At 69.7% G+C, this 3263-nt stretch carries 5 protein-coding genes; 4 read left to right on the forward strand and 1 reads right to left on the reverse strand.

The genetic code is table 11. The features are described from left to right. From mnmA to RMO97_RS01390, 3 genes are all read left to right on the forward strand, one after another. On the forward strand, positions 1–958 hold a 958-nt coding region (gene mnmA / locus RMO97_RS01380; RefSeq protein ID WP_310538768.1), incomplete at its 5' end, for a tRNA 2-thiouridine(34) synthase MnmA. A gap of 10 nt (positions 959–968) precedes the next feature. Beyond that, positions 969–1166, forward strand: a complete 198-nt coding sequence (locus tag RMO97_RS01385) for a hypothetical protein (protein WP_310538769.1) — start codon at positions 969–971, stop codon at positions 1164–1166. A 7-nt stretch (positions 1167–1173) separates the two neighbouring features. After that, positions 1174–2364: an acetyl-CoA C-acyltransferase gene (locus tag RMO97_RS01390; protein ID WP_310538770.1), complete on the forward strand. Its 1191-nt coding sequence runs from the start codon at positions 1174–1176 to the stop codon at positions 2362–2364. A 7-nt stretch (positions 2365–2371) separates the two neighbouring features. Here RMO97_RS01390 and RMO97_RS01395 read toward each other — a convergent pair whose 3' ends face one another. After that, complete coding sequence (locus tag RMO97_RS01395; RefSeq protein WP_310538771.1) at positions 2372–2926, reverse strand: DUF3617 family protein; 555 nt, start codon at positions 2924–2926, stop codon at positions 2372–2374. A gap of 61 nt (positions 2927–2987) precedes the next feature. Here RMO97_RS01395 and RMO97_RS01400 point away from each other — a divergent pair, with 61 nt between their 5' ends. Further along, positions 2988–3254: a GNAT family N-acetyltransferase gene (locus tag RMO97_RS01400; protein WP_310538772.1), complete on the forward strand. Its 267-nt coding sequence runs from the start codon at positions 2988–2990 to the stop codon at positions 3252–3254. The last annotated feature ends 9 nt before the right edge of the window (positions 3255–3263 follow it).

Genomic DNA, 3263 nt, shown 5'->3' on the forward strand with positions numbered 1-3263 from the left:
CTGCGCGGGCCAGGATATCCACGACGCGCGCACCGCCGCCGAGGGCCTGGGCATTCCGCACTACGTCCTCGACTACGAGAGTCGGTTCAAGCAGCAGGTGATCGAGGACTTCGCCGACAGCTACCTGCGTGGCGAGACGCCTGTCCCCTGTATTCGCTGCAATCAGACGGTGAAATTCCGCGATCTGCTGGACGTGGCCCGCGACCTGGGCGCCGAGGCGATGGCCACCGGCCACTATGTGCGCCGCGACATGGGGCCAAAGGGGCCTGAATTGCACCGCGCATTCGACGCCGCGCGGGACCAGTCCTATTTCCTGTTCGCCACAACGGCGGAGCAGCTGGCTTATCTGCGCTTTCCCCTGGGCGGCCTGCCCAAGCCGGCGGTGCGGGCGGCGGCGACCGCCATGGGGCTGCGCGTCGCCGACAAGCCGGACAGCCAGGATATCTGCTTCGTGCCGGAGGGGCGTTACACGACGGTTATCGACCGTCTGCGCCCGCACGGCGCCGAACCGGGCGACATCGTGCACCTGGACGGGCGCATCCTCGGCCGTCACGAGGGCGTGACCCGCTACACCATCGGCCAGCGACGGGGGCTGAACGTGGCGGTGGGCGATCCGCTGTTCGTGGTCAGGATCGATGCGGACACCCGACGCGTGATCGTGGGGCCGCGCGAGGCGCTGCTGACCCGGGCGCTCAGTCTGAAGGAGACCAACTGGATCGGCGACGGCGCGTCCATCGCAGCGGCCTGCGCCGCCGCCCGCCCGGTGCTGGCCCGCGTCCGCTCCACCCGCGAGCCGGTGCTGGGGCGGTTGGGCATCGTCCGTGGAGGCCCCGGCGTCGTGTTCGGCGTGCCCGAAGAGGGCGTCGCGCCGGGCCAGGCCTGCGTACTCTACGCGCCGGAGGAGCCGTCCCGTGTGCTGGGCGGCGGCTTTATCGCCGGCACGGTCGGCAACCTCTGAGGGGGCGGCCATGGACGCGAAGCAACTTGTGGACATCGCCTGCGACGAAGACCCGCGCGCGCCCTGCCTGTGGGTGCCGTCCGACCTGTGGCCGGACTTCTGCGTGGCCATCCGCCAGAAACCGAACCTGATCGGCGCCGTGATCTACCGCAACAAGACCATCCGTGACGGCGGTCCCTATTGTGACGTCACCACCCGGCTACCCTGAGGATCCCATGAGCCAGACCTCCGACCCCGTCGTTGTCGCCAGCTACGCCCGAACGCCCATGGGCGGTTTCCAGGGCGCGCTGTCGGCTGCGAAGGCCACAGAGCTTGGCGCAGCTGCGGTCCGCGCCGCCGTGGTGCGCGCCGGCGCGGACCCCTCGACCATCGAGCAGATCATCATGGGCTGCGTGCTGCCGGCCGGGCTGGGCCAGGCGCCGGCGCGACAGGCGGCGCTGGGGGCGGGGCTACCCATCTCGGTCGAAGCCACCACGGTCAACAAGATGTGCGGGTCCGGCATGCAGGCCGCTATCCTGGCGCATGACGCCCTGGCCGCCGGGTCCGCCGACATTATCGTGGCGGGCGGCATGGAGAGCATGACCAACGCCCCCTATCTGATGACCAAGCATCGGGGCGGCGCGCGCATCGGCCACGACACGATGTTCGACCACATGTACCTGGACGGTCTGGAGGACGCCTATGAGCCCGGCCGGCTGATGGGGTCGTTCGCCGAAGAAACCGCCCGTCAGTACCAGCTCACCCGCGAAGCTCAGGACGCCTACGCTATCGGCTCGCTGACCCGGGCGCGGGCCGCCATCGAAAGCGGCGCGTTTGATCGCGAGATCACCTCGGTCGAGGTCACCGACCGCAAGGGCGCGGTCACGGTCAGCCAGGACGAGCAGCCGCTGAAGGCTGACCCGGCCAGGATCCCGACCCTTAGGCCCGCCTTCGCCCGGGACGGCACGATCACCGCAGCCAATGCGTCGTCGATCTCGGATGGCGCCGCCGCTCTGGTGCTGACGCGCGAGAGCGTGGCGCGGCGCCTGGGCCTCACCATCGTGGCCCGGATCGCCGGCCATGCGGGCCACGCCCATGAGCCCGGCCAGTTCGCCACCGCCCCCGTGCCTGCGATCCGCAAGGTGCTGGCCCGGGCCGGCTGGACCGTCGCCGACGTCGACCTGTTCGAGGTCAACGAGGCCTTCGCCGTCGTGGCCATGGTCGCCGAGCGCGACCTGGGCCTCGACCGGGACCGGCTGAACGTCAACGGCGGCGCCTGCGCGCTGGGTCACCCCATCGGGGCGTCGGGCGCGCGCATCCTGGCGACCCTGTTGTCGGCCCTGGAGGCGCGCGGCGGGAAACGCGGCGTGGCCAGCCTCTGCATCGGCGGCGGCGAGGCGACCGCGATGGCGGTGGAGCTGGCGTAGAAGCGACCTATTTCCCCGTGACGCTGCCGATGTTCATGGTCATGCCGTTGGGCAGGGTCATGTCGCCGGGCTTCATATTGGCCGGGCAGGCGCCTTCCCAGGTTCCGGTCATCTCCATCTCGTGGGTCCCGTTGGCCTGGGCCATGGTGGAGCCGGTGGTCACCGACGTGGCCTTGATCACGTATTTCGAATTGAAGTCGCCGGTGGCCTTGCCGGTGGTGGCGACTTTGCCCGCCTGGCCCATGTCGCACTCGCTGACGAACGTCCAGCCACCCGGGGCGGGCGTCACGGTGTTCTTGGCGCAGATGTCCTTGCCGGCCTGCTGACCCCAGACGGTCATCTTGGCCTCGGTGGCTTCGTCCAGGCACAGCTTCATCGTCTGGGTCATGCCATTGGTGGAGATGGTCTGGGCCCAGAGCCCGGGCTTGCGCTTGGGCGGGCTCACCGCCGAGGCCGTGGCGGAGGCGGCGGGCGCCTCACCGACGGCGGCGGTGGACTCCACCTTCTTCTGGCAGGCGGCCAGGGCCAGCAGGGCGACCCCCATCACAAGCACGCGACGCATCTTGATCACTCCTTCGGCGTTCCCCAGGTTGGCAACTTACGACGGACGAGGAGTTTCCGAAATGGCCGACCTGCGAGATACCGGCGCGCGGTTCGAAATGGACGAGCAGGGCGAGACATCCTACGCGGACTATCACCTCGAGGGTGACCGCCTCTACGTCGACCACGTCTTCAGTCCGCCGACGCTGCGGGGTACGGGCGCCTCAGGCCGGCTGATGACCGCCCTCAGCCAGGACGCCCGGACCAAGGGCCGGACCATCACGCCCATCTGCGGCTATGCGGCGGCCTGGCTGAAGCGTAGCGCGGAGTTTGGGGATTTGGTGGCGTAAGCCCCTCAC

It is taken from the genome of Phenylobacterium sp., assembly GCF_031425575.1.
In the GTDB taxonomy this organism is placed as follows: domain Bacteria; phylum Pseudomonadota; class Alphaproteobacteria; order Caulobacterales; family Caulobacteraceae; genus Phenylobacterium.